Genomic DNA, 15297 nt, shown 5'->3' on the forward strand with positions numbered 1-15297 from the left:
TTGAATGGGAGCAAGGGAAGGATAAATTCATGCTACTTGACTGGAAACAGGCGCGTACTTCTCGGGGTCGTCTTCGTGCTGGCGATGATGATGGGCGACTGTCCGGGCCCTGACCAAAACCGTTCACTATGAAGCGGAGCGGGCGGGCGCGGCTCAGGTTTGCTGGTTGACTGACAAAGCGAATACGACAGCCGGAAGCAATTTTATCGCGGGTCAGGGAAACGCCGTTCATTCAGTATCGTATGTGGTTACTCTGGCCCTCAAAGGTTCCGGCGTTTTTTTACTGTCCACAGGTCGTTTGCGGTGGGCGGGTGAAGGAATTTACGCCCAGTCTTAACCGGCACCAATGGACAACACGAAATCTCGCGCTAACCTGCTATGACGGGCAGGGGAGGAACGTCATGGACCGGTTTGATAATATTCCCGAAATTGCGTTGGAATGGCATCGCGCAGGCAAGGGCGCGGTTCTGGCCACCGTGGTGCAGACCTGGGGCAGTGCGCCGCGCCGGGTTGGCAGCCAGTTGGTGATTTCCGGGCAGGGTGAAATCGAAGGGTCGGTTTCGGGCGGCTGCGTCGAGGGCGCGGTAGTGGTTGAAGCGATGGAAGCGCTGGAAGACGGCGCATTCCGGATGCTGGAATTCGGGGTTAGCGATGGTGATGCTTTCGCTGTTGGATTGGCCTGCGGCGGCACCATCCGGGTGCTGGTCGAACCGGTCGGCAAGGTGATACCCGAGGCGCTGCTGGCCGATCTGGTCGCTGCGCGGCAGGCCCGGCAGCCCATCGCGTATGTGGTCAATCCGGCCACCGGAGCCCGCGCTTTGGCTCGCGACGGATATTCGGATCGGTTTCGGATGGACCGTTCGGGTTTCGAAGAAGACGGTCAGACATTCGTGGCGATTCATAATCCGCCTTTGCGGATGCTGGTGGTGGGGGCGGTACATATCGCCCAGGCCTTGGTGCCGATGGCACGGCTTTTGGGTTATGATCCGGTGCTGATCGACCCGCGTGAAAGCTTTGGGTCACAGGCGCGGTTTCCCGGCGAAACCATCCTGAATGATTGGCCCGATGATGGCGTCAGGGCGCTGGGTCTCGATAGCCGCACCGCGCTGGTGCTGCTGACCCACGACCCCAAGCTGGACGATCCCGCGCTGGAACAGGCGATGGTGTCGGAGGTGTTTTATATCGGTGCCTTGGGATCGACCCGGACACATGCGAAACGCGTCGAGCGGCTGAAAAACAAGGGGTTTACCGATGCCCAGATCGGGAAAATCCATGGCCCGGTGGGATTGGATATCGGTTCGGCCAGTCCGGCCGAGATCGCGCTGTCGATCCTGGCAGAATGTACCGCCGTTTTGAGGCAGGGATGAAGTTCGGTCCGGTTCCCATTGCGCAGGCGGAAGGGGCGATCCTGGCCCATTCGATTTCGCTGGATGGCAAGCGGATGCGCAAGGGCGTCGTTCTCAGCGCGGCCGATATCGCGGCGCTGCGCGGGGCGGGTGTTGGTGACGTCACCGTTGCCCGGTTGGAGCCTGGTGATATCCATGAAGATGCCGCCGCGGCGGCGCTGGCCCGGGCGCTGGTGCCCGATCCCGATGCAGCTGGCCTGCGCCTGTCCAAGCCGTTTACAGGGCGGGTCAATATCACCGCCGATGGACCCGGCGTGGTGGTGATGGATCAGGATCGGCTGGTGGCGCTGAACGCGATTGATCCGATGATAACGTTGGCAACGGTGCCGCCATTTCAGCAGATGACCACCGGCGGCATGGTCGGAACGGTCAAGATCATTTCCTACGGTGTGGCGCGTGCCGATGTCGACCGGGCCTGTGAACTGGGCGCAGGGGCGATGCGTCTGGCCCGACCCGTCTGTCGTTCGGCGTCGCTTATTATTACCGATATTCCCGGCGGCCCGGGCGATAAAGGCCGTAAGGCGATTGAGGCGCGAATTGACATGTTGGGCATGTCGCTTTGTGAATGCGCGCTGGTGCCGCACCGCGAAGCAGATTTGGCCGCAGCGATTGCTGCCGCGACCGGCGATTTGGTTATGGTTCTGACCGGATCGGCCACCTCTGACGCTTATGATGTCGCACCGCAGGCGCTGCGCCTTGCGGGCGGCCAGGTGGAACGGTTCGGTATGCCGGTCGATCCGGGCAACCTGCTGTTTCTGGGTGGCTTGGGCGAACGCCCCTTCATCGGTCTGCCGGGCTGTGCCCGTTCGCCGGCTTTGAACGGTGCCGATTGGGTACTAAGCCGGGTAGCCTGCGGGGTATCCGTCAGTGCTGCGGATATCGCCGCGATGGGCGTGGGCGGACTGTTGAAGGAAATCGCGACCCGGCCGATGCCGCGGGCCGGGCGCAAAGCCTGAGCCGGGTGGCTTTCAAAGCGTGTCATTCTAACCGCAAAATGGGCTGTTCAACCTGTTAGCTGATCCGCGAAGGCCTTGATCTTGGCATCGAAATCGCCGGCTCTAATTTCGTCATCAGTCAGGATTAGGGTCGCAGTCGGAGCCTGTCCTGTTTCGTCTTCTAGTTGTTTTAAGACCTTTTCGCCGCCGCTGCCCCCCTGGGTGACAAAAGCGGCATATTTTTCCAGCTCGGTGCCCTCCTGATCGAGCCAGCCGAGTATCGGAGCGCAGATATGCCCGGCCCAGTTCGGCCCGCAGATGATCACAAGCGGATAAAGCCGCGCTCGTCGCTGCGGAGTGTCTATTTCGGCCGGTTTCCGAGTCAGGGCTGCCCATCCCGACGAAAGATATGCGCGTAATCCATGTTTTTGATTTTTTACGGAAATTTCTTCAATATCCGCATCGATATATTGCGTCAGCGCTTCGGCGGCAGTGCGGGTGAAGCCTGTGCGGGAATGGTAAACGATCAGGTATGGCTTCATTACGTTGAGTGTTCCAGAGCGGTGCAGATTAAAAAATGCTGGACTGATAAGGTGCAAATGAAATGGAAAAATTATCAAATATTACATGTCGAATTTTTGACAGTTTTGCGGTGAAGTCAATCCACAAATTTAGAAAAATTCCCGTTAAAGGATAATGCAGAAGATATGTTCTGGCAACGATTTCCTCAACGATCTGCGCTACCGCAGTTCACGGATCCAAGCCTTGGGCTTGGCATGCTCTTTCTCGTAGGCTAGCGTCTTGGCGAGCGATCATGGAGAAGATGTCGCCAAAAGGGAGAGAACTATGAAATCTATATTTGCCAAGGCCGTAGTCGCGGCGCTTGCTTTGGGCTTTGCAACCGAAGCCATGGCCGAAGAATGGAATGTTTCGGTTTGGGGCAAACGCCGCGCCTTTACCGAACATGTCGAAAAACTGGCTGAACTGGTCAGTGAAAAGACCAATGGCGAATTCACTATGAATATCAGCTATGGCGGCCTGTCGAAGAACAAGGAAAACCTCGACGGGATTTCCATCGGCGCTTTTGAAATGGCGCAATTCTGCGCCGGCTATCACGCTGACAAGAACCCGACCATAACTGTGCTGGAGTTGCCCTTCCTCGGCGTGAACACGCTGGAAGAGGAAGTGGCGGTATCCAACGCCGTTTACGCAACCGAAGCCGCGAAGAAGGATCTGGCGCGCTGGAATGCCATGCTGCTGATGCCGTCGCCGATGCCGCAATATAATATCGTCGGCACCGGTGAACCGCGAGATACGCTGGACAAAATGAACGGCATGCGGGTGCGCGCGACGGGCGGCATCGGTCAGGCGTTCAAGGCGATCGGCGCTGTGCCCACCTCGGTGACTGCGACAGAAGCCTATAACGCGTTGGAAAGCGGTGTCGTGGATACCGTGGCCTTCGCACAGCACGCACATTTCGCCTATCGTACCATTGATCAGGCCACCTGGTGGAGCGCGAACCTGAACCCGGGCACGGTGAATTGCCCGGTGGTCGTTAATATCGACGCCTATGAAGGGCTGAGCGATGCGAATCGTGAAGCGCTGGACAGTTCGATCGGCGAAGCGATGGATTACTATATCCAAAATTACGGCAAGACGCTGACCAAATGGGATCAGGTTCTGGCCGAAAAGAACGTGACCAAAGTCATGTTGTCGGAGGATGAGATCGCCAAATTCAAGGCCGCTGCCGCCGACCCGATCCGCGAAGCATGGATCGCCAAGATGGAAGCACAGGGCATTCCGGGTCAGGAACTCTATGATCTTGTCATTGAAACGCTGAAAAAACAGCGGATGTGATCCTTGACTATTGCGGACCGCCCCGGAAACCGGGGCGGTCCGTCTCTTTTATAAATACAAGAATGTATGGGGGATGACGGTATGGCAGGGTCTTCGGCTGTGCTGGAAGACGGATCAAACCTGAGCCGCCTTGACGCCGGTTTGCACCGGATCGAGACGGTACTGGCATTGATCAGCGGTCTAGCAGTGTTTTCTTTGATGGTTCTGGCGGTGATATCTGTCAACGGGCGCAATCTGTTCAATGCACCTTTGCCTGGCTATGTCGACTGGATCGAACAGGTGATGCCACTTATCGCGTTCATGGCGGTCGCCTATACGCAACGCGATGGCGGTCATATTCGGATGGATATTCTGGTTGGCCGGTTGAATGGTCGGGCGTTGTGGTTGGCCGAGATGGTCACCGCTCTGGTGTCGCTGATCCTGATCGCGTTGCTGGTCTGGGGCAGTTGGGAACATTTCACGCGCAGTTTCGATTTTTCTGCCCCGTTGTGGAGCCGTGACAGTTCGATTGATATCGGCCTGCCGATCTGGCCCGCCAAGCTGTTGGCACCAGTGGCATTCAGCGTGTTGGCCTTGCGGCTGGCATTGCAGGTCTGGGGCTATGGCCGGGCCTTTGTGCTGGGACTGTCGGAACCGGTGGCTGTGCCTCTGGTGATGTCGGCTGCGGCCCAGGCAGCGGAAGAAGCCGAGCATGTCAGTGCTCTGGATCAAGAGGGGGCGCGCTGATGGAACCGATTGAAATCGGCCTTTGGGTTTCGGCCTTAATGTTGCTGCTGGTGTTGTTGGGAATGCGGGTGGCTTTTGCCGCCGGTCTGGCCGGTCTGGTCGGGCTGGTGTGGATTTTCTGGAACAAATTCGATTACGATCCGGCACGGTTTGGCAAGGCGATGACCATTGCGGTGAAAACCGCCGGTCAGGTGCCGCATTCGAAAGTGTCCAGCCAGGCGCTTTCGCTGATCCCCACCTTCATTCTTATTGGCTATCTGGCCTATTACGCCGGGCTGACCAAGGCTTTGTTCGAAGCTGCCAAACGCTGGGTCGGCTGGTTGCCAGGCGGTCTGGCAGTATCGACCATATTTGCCACTGCCGGTTTCGCCGCTGTTTCCGGCGCTTCGGTGGCGACTGCGGCGGTGTTTGCCCGCATTGCGATCCCCGAGATGCTGCAAGCCGGATATGACAAACGCTTTGCCGCCGGGGTGGTTGCGGCCGGGGGCACGCTGGCCTCGCTGATTCCGCCTTCGGCTATTCTGGTGATCTATGCGATCATCGTCGAACAGGATGTCGGCAAGCTATTGCTGGCGGGTTTTATTCCCGGTGCGTTTTCGGCGTTGATCTATGGCGGGCTGATCATTGGGCTGGCTCTGATCATTCCGAATTTCGGTCCTCCGGTAAAGGGTTTTACATGGGGTCAGCGGCTGGCGTCGCTGCCGCCGGCCTTTCCGATCTTCTTTGTTGTGCTGATCATCGTATTCTTCATCTATAACCCGTTTGGCGGCGATGCCTGGGGCACGCCGACCGAAGGCGGTGCATTGGGGGCTTTTGTGGTATTCCTGATGGCCCTGTACCGGGGCATGCGCTGGAGCCAGCTAAAGGATGCTCTACTGGAAACCGCAAAACTGAGCGCGATGATCTTTACCATCATCTGGGGCGTGCTGATCTATGTCCGGTTCCTGGGGTTTGCCGATTTGCCGCGTGCGTTTTCCGGTTGGATTTCCGGGCTGGATCAAAGCCCGATGCTGACGCTGATCATGATCCTGATGGCCTATGCGGTGTTGGGCATGTTCATGGATGCGATCGGTATGCTGCTGTTGACCCTGCCGGTGGTTTACCCGGCGGTAATGGCGCTTAATGGCGGTGAAATGGTCAGTGCAGCCGACAGCGCCTTTGGCATGTCCGGTCCGATGTGCGCGATCTGGTTCGGGATTTTGGTGGTGAAAATGGCCGAATTCTGTCTGATCACACCCCCCATCGGTCTGAACTGCTTTGTCGTGGCCGGGGTGCGGGACGATCTGAGCGTTCAGGACGTGTTCCGCGGAGTGACGCCGTTTTTCGTGGCGGATGCAGTGACGATCGGTTTGCTGATCGCCTTCCCGTGGATTGTGTTGTGGCTGCCATCTCTGGCCTGAGGCGGCTGATATTTCAGAAGGGCGGGAAATGAGACATTTCCCGCCCTCAGTTTTACACAATCAACGCCACCAGGTGATTGTCCCATGCAACGGGGTGGTCCACTGCGGTTACGCCGCCGGCCGTGTTATAGCGCAGGACACGACCGCTTCCGGCAGTGGCGATATAGCCCGATACGCTGGCGTTCAGTCCACAAACGTCGGTTTCGTCCCAATGTCCGGCAAAGCGGGTTTTGGCGACGTCGAAGGCCTGTATCATGCCGCCGCGCGGTGACGATATGGCGATTTGGCCACCATCGGCGCTGAACGCGATGGACCCGGCATAATTCCTCATGTTCCGATGCAGGTCATCGGGTGCCTGCATCAGCTGGGGCGCAGTCGCAGATCCGGGGTGAAATAACCCTATCAGGGGCGGTACGTCGCTGCTGTTGCCCTGCCACTGCATCGCAAAACCGACCATTCCGTCGGACCGCAGCGACAAATGGCGGATTGAATTGAGCCGCAGCGCGATGTCCAGTTCGGTTACGTCGGTCACGCCGTGATCAAGGTCGAATGCGGCCAGATTGGCCCGCATGGTGGCCAGGTTGAGCGGCGTGCGGCCCGATTCAGGATGGGTGTCGATGCCGCCATTGGCGATGATAAAACGATCCGAACCGGGCAGTCGCAGGATGTCATGTGGTCCCACCCCGCCCGAGGCAAATTCGCCCACCCGGGCATAGCCCCTGGCCCTGTCCCAGAGGCCGATCCGCCCGGTGCCCCGTTCGAAATCGTTTTCCGTGGTCAGCAACAGCCTGCCATCGGCGCTAAAGGCACCGTGGCCCATGAAATGCCGTCCCTTTGGTGTCTGCATTTTGGCCAGCACCTGACCGGAAGAACAGTCGATCACTTGGGCAAAGGTGCCGGGGCGGCGGGCAAAGGCCACCGCTTCGGCTTTGGTCGGATGCGCCGCAGCAGCGTGGCCGCGCCCCTCAAGTGGCACAGAGAACAGGGCGGCCCCTTCTTCGGTCAGTCCGAACAAACGAAAACTGCCATCTGCAAGCTTGGCCGCAGACAGAAACGCTGGGCTGCCGATATCGGCCCAACTAACCTGTGGGGCAATGCCTGCAGCTAGAAAACCGGCCAGAAAGCTGCGTCTTGTCGTCATATCTCAATCTCCGTCCAGAGCATTAAAACCGGAAGCGACCCCCAATGCAGCACCCAGATTGGCGCTTTGCTGGTCGCGTATCAGGTCGATGGATTGCCGCAGCACATCCGCGTGCAGCCAGGCAGATGGATCGGTCAGATCCGCGAAAACCGGATCCTTGATCCGGTTCAGCGCCTCGTCGGCGGCGTCGAAACCGGCCTGCAACTGGTCCGCCATTTCGGGATGACCCGTGGACAGCAACACGGCGTGTTCCCGCAGGGTGCCAAGCGACAGCTTTATATGGCGCAATGACCGGCCCGAACGCCAGGCTTCGGCGCGTTTCGGGCGCGGGCGGTCGAAACTGCCCAGAGGTCGGCCCAGCCTGGTTTCCAAAGTGAATTTCAACCCGGTGGTGAAGGCTTTGTAAAGTTCCTGCACGACTTCTTCGCGGGTCCTGTAGGGGCTGTCCGCGCTGCCGGGATTGCGCATCGCAACCGCATAGTCGTCGTGCCAGTCCCGGGCGATTGCGGTCGTCGTCAACGCGATATCATGGGCGCTGGCGCGGATCAGGGCACAGGCGTAATCGGCTGGGGCGCGAAAACGGGTGTCATAAAGCAGGAATTCCATCCCGTAAAATCCGCGCCCGGCAATCGACAAATGGGCGAAGCTGTCCGGATCGTGGATTGCCGGGTCCTGTGCTGCCAACAATTGCGACAGCACTTTGGGGGTAAACCCCTTGCGATCGGGCCAATAGGCAAGACTGAAAGCGCGATTGTCGGCCTCGGTCGGACCGAAGCGCAGGTGACTGACCCGCACCCAGGCATCGAAGGCCGCGTTATAGGCTGTCCGAAGCGCTGGAGCTTCGGGGTTGCAATTTGCCTGTGCCGCAGCGTCCAGATCGGCGCTACGTGCCTCCAGCCGGTCGAAACCGGGCAGGATCAGCTCTGCAATCACCGCCTCGACCGGGTCGGTGGTTTCCGCGGTGGCGGCAATGGGCAAGCATAGGATCAGGGCGGCGATAAGGGATCGGATCATTCAGAGACTTTCCAGAAATAGTATTAAGGAGTGCCGGTCTTCGGCAGACAGGGTGAGGATTTGAGACTGGGCCGTTTGCGCTTCTCCGCCATGCCACAAGATCGCCTCCAGCAAGGACCGCGCGCGGCCATCGTGCAGGAAACCGGCGCGATCCGAAACCCGCTGAGCCAATCCGACCCCCCAAAGCGGTGCGGTGCGCCATTCCCGCCCCGTTGCCCGGGCTTCGGGGCGTGAATCAGCCAACCCGTCGCCCATGTCATGCAGCAGGAAGTCGGAATAGGGCCAGATCAATTGGAACGAACGCTCTGGCTGATCCGGTAAACGGTGAGTGACGAATTTCGGCCGGTGGCAGGCCGGGCACCCGGCCTGATAGAAAAGTTCCTTGCCGCGCAATACCTGCGGATCATCCACGTCGCGCCGCGCCGGGACGCCCAGATTGGCGCTGTAGAGCGTTAGCAGATCCAGTGCAGTGGTGTCGGCCTCATATCCCCGAATATCTGCATCGCCATGGGGGGCCATACGGCAGTCTGTCTGCGCCGGGCTGCAATCGCCCCAAGGGTCGGGAAAGACCGGGGTAGATATGCCCAGATCGGTCTGAAAGGCTGCTGCTGCCTGCTGGCGCACCGTAGGTTCTGCGGCCTTGTAACCGAACCGGCCCAGCATCGGTTGGGCATATTCAACCGACCAGACGATATTAGCGCGGCCCGAAATGCCGTCGCCGTCGCGGTCCTCGGGATCGGCCAAGGCCAGAATATCCTCGGCTGGGATCGCTTCGATCAGGCCCAGACCCAGAAGCGGCGGGGCGACGCGGGGGCTGATCAGGACGGTGTCGGCCAGCGAACCGTAAGCCAGATCGTCCAGCGTCAGTTGTGGCATACGCAGGTCTGCTGTTCCGTCGATCAGGTCGACCCGGCGCGGTTCATAACGCACTCTGATGCGTGCTTCGGGGGCATGACCGGGGGTGGCGAAATCCTGAATCTGGCTGCCGTAGGCAGGGTCAGGGGCAGTGGCCAGATATTCCGTGATCGCAGACATTCGAGCATCCGGCGCCGCAGGAACAGCCAGTTTCACCACAAAGGATACGTCGGTGTCATCCGGGCCGTCCGGGGCGTGACCACGACCATCGCCGATATGGCAGCCGCTACAGGATCGGGTGTTGTAAAGTGGACCCAACCCGTCTGAGGCCTGGGTCGAAGATGGCGAAGCAATCCAGAGTTTTTCGAACAATGCCCGTCCCAGTTCGAAATCCAGCCGGTTTTCCAGGTTTTTCGCGGCGTGGGAAAACGCCTTGCCGCCGCCGCGATAGGGTACGGTGGCGGCCCCGGCGGGCTGGTCTTCGAATGGTTCGGGGGCAGAAAAATCGGTGGGCGGGGAAAGCACGGTGGCAATTCTGGCCGTCTCATCGACGCTACGGGGCAGCGCGGACAGGTCGGGCGGGTTGAGCGACGGTTCTGCACCAACTGTGGTGCCAAGGCATAGCAGGACAAACAGACCGGGCCAAAGCGGCGGTCGTCCGGGGTTGCTATGCGGCGCAAATCTGGTCATGCGGCTGCCTGGCTGGAAAAGAAAGGGCGAATGGCGGGCGCAGTTGCGCCCACCAGTTGGCTCGGGTTTACTGGAACACCGTAGACGGATTGTCGAGGCTGTCAGAGCCTTCGACCGGCGTTTGTTCCAGCCCCAGAACCTTGACCACGCGTTCGATTGATTTGGTCTGATCGACCAATCCATTGACACCCCCCATGATCAGCGCTTCGCCCTCGGTGTTGCCGCGTTCCAGCATCTGGTCATAGGCAAAACCATTATCGGCAGCGTCTTTCAGGGCGGTGAGCGCGCCCATGGTTGCGTCGAACTTGGCCTTCATTTCCGCATCCAGAGCGGCGTCTTTGGTGACGACCAGATCGGTCAGGGCCGGGCCTTCGACAATGCTGCCGTCAACGCGGGTGTAGTGACCGAGATAGATGTTCTGGATACCCTTGCCGTCGTAATAATGGCTGTTGTGGCTGTTGTCGGAAAAACAATCCTGTTCTTCTTCCGGATCATTCAGCATCAGACCCAGACGCATTCGTTCCCCGGCCAGTTCGCCATAGGACAGGCTGCCCATGCCGGTCAGTATTGCGCTCAGCCCAGCGGTTTCATCGGCCAGAACATTGGCGCGGGCCTCACCACCTTCGGCCCATTGCGCCGCCATGTAATCCATATCTGAAACCAGCAGATCGGTCGCGGCTTTCAAATAGGCGGCGCGGCGGTCGCAATTTCCGTTGGTACAGGCATCGCCCTTGGCGTAATCAGTCCAGGGTCGGTTTCCGGCGCCGGGCTTGTGGCCGTTCAGATCCTGACCCCAAAGCAGGAATTCGATGGCGTGGTATCCAGTGGCGACATTGGAATCTATTCCGTCGGCTTCATGCAGGGTGTTTTCCAGCAGGTCCGGCGTGATGTCTGTGGCGTCCACTTCGGTTCCCGATAGGGTGAAAACGGGTGTCGCCACCACATTCAGAGCGGCATAATCGTTTTCATCCGACAGACCGTAAGAACTATCGACATAGTCGATCAGCCCTTCATCCAGCGGCCATGCGTTCACCTTGCCCTCCCAATCATCGACGATCGGGTTACCGAAGCGGAATACTTCGGTTTGCTGATAGGGGGGACGCGCCGCCAGCCAGGCATTTTTCGCAGCCTGCAGGGCATCCGCCGAAGGCGACGCGATCAGCGTCGCAACCGCATCCTGAAGCTTCTGGGCGGTGATCAGGCTATCCTGAAAGCTGGCTGCGCCGATCGTGACATAGGTTTCCAGAACCGCTTGGCGAGTTGGGGGTTCTGCTAAGGCGGAAGTGCCCAGCGTCAGTGCCAGAGCCGTGGTGCGCAAGAAAGAGGGTTTCATCAAATCGTCCTCGTTTGGGGGCGTTTTCACATTTACCAGAAGCAAGGCTTCGGATTGACTATTTTGTCAGGATCAGCTTGCCGGCGCGGGTGATGCGCAGGCTGTAAACTTGATCTTGCAGCACGATCAGCGCCTGATTGCCGCCCTGGGTCAGGGCTTCGGCTGTATGCGTTGGAAGAGCGGGGGTATCGACTTGCGCGGCACCGTCCTTGTTTAGTCTCATGTTGCTCATTCCGGGGTCCTCAGGTGTTCGAGGCGATCAAGAAACCGTTCGAGGGAAAAGCAATCGCTTATCCCGGTTTCGGTCAGGATCGACAGGACCACCCATTGATCGGAGAGCGCGGGCAGATTGGCCCACTGTCGGTCAGCCATGCTGTTTTGCACGTTTCTCATTGCGAACTTTCCTTGTTGCATCAGAATCGGGCTACCGCGGGAAGGTGCGGATGGCTTGATATGGAATGAATATCTGAGTGAATTAATCGGATATGTCAACACGAGTTATTTTGTCGGGTATAATTTTTCACAAGTCTCAACCTGCAGACACGAAAACAGGCACTATGGCGGATGGCGGCGAGATGCAGTAGGACGGGGCATCGCGGTGAATGGCACAAACGACGCTGGACTATGGCAAAGAAAGAAAAACTGACCTGTCTGCGCGATCTTTCGTCGCTGCCCTATGACGAAATCATAGATGTGCGGGCGCCGTCGGAATTTGCCGAAGATCACGTCCCCGCGGCGATCAGCCTGCCGGTGCTCAGCGATGCGGAACGGGCCAAAGTCGGCACGATCTATGTGCAACAAGATCCGTTTTTAGCCCGCAAACTGGGCGCCGCCTTGGTGGCGCAGAACGCCGCGAAGCATTTGCAGGGGCCATTGTCGGACCGGACTGGTGGCTGGCGACCTTTGGTCTATTGCTGGCGCGGGGGCCAACGGTCGGGGTCTTTCGCCTCGATTCTGGATCAGATCGGCTGGCGGGTTGGGCTGATCGAAGGCGGTTATAAATCTTACCGCCGGTTGGTGATGAAAGCGCTTTATGAAGAAGCGGTGCCGCATCGGCTGATATTGATCGATGGCGGCACCGGCACCGGCAAGACGCGGCTGCTGGAGCAATTGCAACAGAACGGGGCGCAGGTGCTGGATCTCGAAGCGATGGCGGAGCATCGCGGATCTCTGCTGGGCGGATATGCCGGGGGGCAGCCGGCGCAGAAGGGGTTCGAAACACGGATCGCTATGGCGCTGTCGCGGCTTGATCCGGCCCGGCCAGTCTTTGTCGAGGCGGAAAGCAATAAAATTGGCCGCCTGATCATTCCCCCGATGTTATGGAAGGCCATGTCGGGGTCCGATCATCTGTTGATCACCGCGCCGATAGAGGCGCGGGCACGGTTTCTGACAGACGCCTATCATGACGTGATCGACGATCCCGAGGCGCTGCGTGAGAGGCTGGGCCACCTGACGCGTTTTCATGGGGCCGAGGCGGTGGAACATTGGCAGCAGCTGGCGCAGGCGGGCAGTCATCGGCAATTGGCGCGGGAACTGGTCGAACTGCATTATGATCCAAGCTATCGCAGATCATCGCGCCGCGCACGCGCACCCTTGGCCGAAATCGCCCTGACCGGGTTGAACACAGCCGATTTGCAGGCGGCAGCGGCCCAGATTCATGAGGTTGTGGAACAGGCAGGTTAACGGCAGATGATGTCTGGCGCGCCGCCGGTCAGATGCCCGATCCGCGCCGCCGGAACGCTGGCCTCATGCAGCTTGCCCAGAATCCTGTCGGCCTGATCCGCCGCCACTGCAGCCAGCAACCCGCCCGCCGTTTGCGGATCGTGCAGCAGAGCGCCTCTGGCCCCTTGCGCGCCGATCAACGGGGCATGGGAGAAATTGGCGTCGAAAAGGCTCGATCTTATGCCAGCCTCGGCCAGGTCCAGCGCCCCATCGTAAAACGGCAGATCGTCGAGCACGATTTCCGCCCCGGTGCCCGAAGCCTTGCAAATTGCCATCAGATGCCCGGCCAGACCGAACCCTGTGACATCGGTCATCGCATGGGCCCCGCGCAGGATGTTGGCCGCTGCGGCCTGAGACCGTCCCATGATATCGAGCATGTTCATTACCTGCCGCCCATCGGCACGGCCCTGCATTTCCGCCGCCAGAACGGTGCCGGTGCCCAGCGGCCGGGTCAGGATCAACACGTCTCCGGGACGACCACCCGACTGCAATATCGGGGCTTCGGTCAGGCCCGTGAGAGTGAAGCCGATGGTCAATTCGCTGCCCAGCGTCGAATGCCCGCCGACAATTTCGGCACCCGCATCGTGGAACACGTCGCCCGCCGCATGCAAGATTTCCTGCAATGTACGCCGTTGCAGCGTCGCGTTCATTCGCGGCAGGATCACGTTGGTCAGCACCGCCTGCGGCGCCGCCCCCATCGCCCAGATATCGCCCAAGGCATGGATCGCAGTGATCCGCGCCATCAACGCGGGATCTTCGGTAAAGGCGCGCAAATGGTCGGTGGTCAGAACCTGTTGCGCACCGCCGATCCGCAGCGTCGCGGCATCGTCGCCCGCTGCTGTCAGAACATCATCACGCTGGGTCTGCGGCAGCGCGGCAATTGCGTCTGACAACGCGCCAGGCCCCACTTTCGATCCGCAGCCGGCACAGATCGGTTGCCCGCTGCCCAGTTCTTCGGCAACGCCAAGGGCCGCGACAGGCGGCAGGGCAGGAGGTTCCATCGCCGGAAGGTCTTGGAATTTCAACATGAATTTCCGGTCGATCCGGTTCTTCCAGCGCCACAACCATGGCCCCGACCAGGGGCGGTGGTATTTTTCCGCCAGCGCTGATTTGCGACCAAGGGAAATCAGTTTCAGATAATCTTTCTGCGGATGGTAACGCCGCAGAGATTGCCCCGTCAGCACAGCGCGCAGATTGTCATGCAGCACCGGTGCGGCGCGGACCGCATAAACACCGGCCTTGGGTCGGGGTGCATGGGCCATATGGGCGCAATCGCCGACTGCAAACAGATCGTTGTGGCCTGCGACCAGAAGGGTTGGGTCGACGGTGACAAACCCGTCGGTGAGCGGTAGCCCGGTCTGTTGCAGCCAAGGCTGAGGCAAGGCGCCAGCCGCGCCAACAGTCAGGGCCGACGGGATCACCTCGCCTGATTGCAATCGCGGCCCGTCCTTGGTGATCTCGGAGATCTCGGCCCCGGTCCAGAGTGTGACGCCGTTTTCCTTCAGCGCAGCCATCAGCCGTTGTCTGGTAGCCTCGCCGATACCGGTCAGCTGATCGCGCGCCTCGATCACGGTGACTTCGGCTTTGCCGATGGCCTGATGCAGGGCGTGGGCCATTGCCATCGCCAGTTCGACCCCGGCCACGCCGCCGCCAATGACGGTGACCGGGCCTGCTTCACGCTTGGCCCTGGCGGTGCTCAGAAAATCGCGCCAGCGCGCGGCGTAAACATCCAGAGGTTTCGCCCCGATCGCATGATCTGAAAAGCCACGCAGTTGTGGCAATTCGGACGTGATCCCGATATCGAGAGAGGCGACATCGTATTCGATGACACCATGGTTTTGAACCGTCACGGTCTTGGCAATCGGGTCCAGCGCCACCGCGCGCCCGTCGATGATCCGCGCACCTGCGAAACGGGCCAGTTTCACCAGATCGATTTCAAGATCGCTTTGTAGATAATGTCCGGCAATATGGCCGGGTAACATGCCCGAATAAGGTGCGGTCGGGCCGGGATTGATCACCGTCAGCCGCACGCCCGGAAGCGGCCGCATTCCCCATTTACGCAGTACCAGCGCATGCGCATGTCCGCCACCGATCAGAACGAGGTCACGGGTCAGGGGGATCTGCATCTGCATCGGCGGTGCCTTTCACGGGAGACGACACTGTTCTGGTAATCGCTTCGACACGGTTGCGCCAGTGGGGAGCGCCGATTGCGGTTGCG

The 15297-nt window shown here is 59.7% G+C and carries 14 protein-coding genes; 6 read left to right on the forward strand and 8 right to left on the reverse strand.

Going from position 1 to position 15297, the window contains the following annotated elements; translation table 11 throughout:
- Positions 1 to 401 precede the first annotated feature (401 nt).
- Entirely contained in the window at positions 402 to 1367 is a 966-nt protein-coding gene (locus tag VOI23_RS13245) for an XdhC family protein (RefSeq protein WP_323785348.1), read from the forward strand.
- Positions 1364 to 2362, forward strand: coding sequence for a molybdopterin-binding protein (locus tag VOI23_RS13250; RefSeq protein ID WP_323785349.1), 999 nt, complete (start codon positions 1364 to 1366; stop codon positions 2360 to 2362). The genes VOI23_RS13245 and VOI23_RS13250 overlap by 4 nt, the downstream gene beginning before the upstream one ends.
- A 47-nt stretch (positions 2363 to 2409) precedes the next feature.
- Here the strand turns inward: VOI23_RS13250 and VOI23_RS13255 are convergent, their stop codons facing one another.
- Positions 2410 to 2883, reverse strand: a complete 474-nt coding sequence (locus VOI23_RS13255; RefSeq protein ID WP_323785350.1) for a hypothetical protein — start codon at positions 2881 to 2883, stop codon at positions 2410 to 2412.
- Between the two features lie 304 nt (positions 2884 to 3187).
- Between VOI23_RS13255 and VOI23_RS13260 the strand changes: the two genes are divergently transcribed.
- The 3 genes from VOI23_RS13260 (at position 3188) to VOI23_RS13270 (ending at position 6324) form a co-directional block, all read left to right on the forward strand.
- Complete coding sequence (locus VOI23_RS13260; RefSeq protein WP_323785351.1) at positions 3188 to 4198, forward strand: C4-dicarboxylate TRAP transporter substrate-binding protein; 1011 nt, start codon at positions 3188 to 3190, stop codon at positions 4196 to 4198.
- Between the two features lie 81 nt (positions 4199 to 4279).
- Entirely contained in the window at positions 4280 to 4924 is a 645-nt protein-coding gene (locus VOI23_RS13265; RefSeq protein ID WP_323785352.1) for a TRAP transporter small permease, read from the forward strand.
- Positions 4924 to 6324 (forward strand): TRAP transporter large permease, encoded by a 1401-nt coding sequence (locus VOI23_RS13270; protein WP_323785353.1) that lies wholly within the window; start codon positions 4924 to 4926, stop codon positions 6322 to 6324. The genes VOI23_RS13265 and VOI23_RS13270 overlap by 1 nt, the downstream gene beginning before the upstream one ends.
- A gap of 52 nt (positions 6325 to 6376) precedes the next feature.
- On the opposite strand, the gene VOI23_RS13275 is transcribed toward VOI23_RS13270, so the two are convergent.
- The 6 genes from VOI23_RS13275 to VOI23_RS13300 all read right to left on the reverse strand — a co-directional run bounded on the left by VOI23_RS13275 (position 6377) and on the right by VOI23_RS13300 (position 11750).
- On the reverse strand, positions 6377 to 7465 hold the full coding sequence (locus VOI23_RS13275; RefSeq protein ID WP_323785354.1) for a DUF1513 domain-containing protein: 1089 nt from the start codon (positions 7463 to 7465) through the stop codon (positions 6377 to 6379).
- A 3-nt stretch (positions 7466 to 7468) separates the two neighbouring features.
- The gene (locus tag VOI23_RS13280) at positions 7469 to 8479 is read right to left on the reverse strand and encodes an imelysin family protein (RefSeq protein WP_323785355.1); all 1011 of its coding nucleotides are present in this window, start codon (positions 8477 to 8479) and stop codon (positions 7469 to 7471) included.
- Entirely contained in the window at positions 8480 to 10024 is a 1545-nt protein-coding gene (locus VOI23_RS13285; protein WP_323785356.1) for a di-heme oxidoredictase family protein, read from the reverse strand.
- Between the two features lie 67 nt (positions 10025 to 10091).
- Positions 10092 to 11357: an imelysin family protein gene (locus VOI23_RS13290; protein WP_323785357.1), complete on the reverse strand. Its 1266-nt coding sequence runs from the start codon at positions 11355 to 11357 to the stop codon at positions 10092 to 10094.
- Between the two features lie 58 nt (positions 11358 to 11415).
- Positions 11416 to 11580 (reverse strand): hemin uptake protein HemP, encoded by a 165-nt coding sequence (gene hemP / locus VOI23_RS13295; protein ID WP_416376534.1) that lies wholly within the window; start codon positions 11578 to 11580, stop codon positions 11416 to 11418.
- A 5-nt stretch (positions 11581 to 11585) separates the two neighbouring features.
- The gene (locus tag VOI23_RS13300; RefSeq protein WP_323785360.1) at positions 11586 to 11750 is read right to left on the reverse strand and encodes a hypothetical protein; all 165 of its coding nucleotides are present in this window, start codon (positions 11748 to 11750) and stop codon (positions 11586 to 11588) included.
- A 231-nt stretch (positions 11751 to 11981) separates the two neighbouring features.
- On the opposite strand from VOI23_RS13300, the gene mnmH reads away from it, so the two are divergent.
- Positions 11982 to 13040 carry a tRNA 2-selenouridine(34) synthase MnmH gene (gene mnmH / locus VOI23_RS13305; RefSeq protein ID WP_323785362.1) on the forward strand — a complete coding sequence of 353 codons (1059 nt, stop codon included), beginning with the start codon at positions 11982 to 11984 and terminating at the stop codon, positions 13038 to 13040.
- Here mnmH and selD read toward each other — a convergent pair.
- Entirely contained in the window at positions 13037 to 15211 is a 2175-nt protein-coding gene (gene selD / locus VOI23_RS13310; RefSeq protein ID WP_323785364.1) for a selenide, water dikinase SelD, read from the reverse strand. The genes mnmH and selD overlap by 4 nt on opposite strands.
- Positions 15212 to 15297 lie beyond the last annotated feature (86 nt).

Origin of the sequence: Thalassovita sp. (assembly GCF_034670005.1) — a bacterium.
In the GTDB taxonomy this organism is placed as follows: Bacteria; Pseudomonadota; Alphaproteobacteria; order Rhodobacterales; family Rhodobacteraceae; genus Thalassobius.